Genomic DNA, 615 nt, shown 5'->3' on the forward strand with positions numbered 1-615 from the left:
CCGAAGACCATGCCCGACTGCAGCGCCTCCACGGTGTTGCGGGCGATGGCCTGGCGGGGCCGCATCAGCTCTACCTTGCGCAGCTGGGCACCGCGTCGACCCAGCGCCTCCAGGGAGATCTCGATGCCGGGCGCGATCGCGCCCCCGACGTACTGGCCCTTCGGGTTGAGCACGTCGTAGGTGATCGCGGTGCCGAAGTCGACCACGATCGCGGGGCCACCGAAGAGGTGCAGGGCGGCCAGCGAGTTGACGATCCGGTCGGCGCCCACCTCGCGCGGGTTGTCCATCAGCACCGGCACGCCGGTGCGTACGCCCGGCTCCACGACCACGACGCGCAGGTCAGCGAAGTGGGTGGTGAGCATCTCGCGCCACTCGTGCAGCACCCCGGGCACGGTCGCGCAGACGGCGATGCCCTCGACCTCGCCGAGCAGGTCGGCCTCGGCCAGCAGCCCGCGCAGCAGCACCGCCCACTCGTCGGCCGTGCGGCGCTCGTCGGTGGCGACCCGCCAGTGCGCGACCACGTCGTCGCCGTCGAGGACACCCAGGGTGGTGTGGGAGTTGCCGATGTCGGCCGCGAGCAGCGTCATCGCCTCACTCCTCGTCGAGGTCCAGACC

The 615-nt window shown here is 71.9% G+C and carries 1 protein-coding gene; it reads right to left on the reverse strand.

The features are described from left to right. A partial coding sequence (locus tag IEQ44_RS15530) for a type III pantothenate kinase (protein ID WP_193639388.1) occupies nucleotides 1-587 on the reverse strand: 587 nt, incomplete at its 3' end. Nucleotides 588-615 lie beyond the last annotated feature (28 nt).

Source organism: Nocardioides malaquae, assembly GCF_015070385.1.
Lineage (GTDB): Bacteria > Actinomycetota > Actinomycetes > Propionibacteriales > Nocardioidaceae > Nocardioides > Nocardioides malaquae.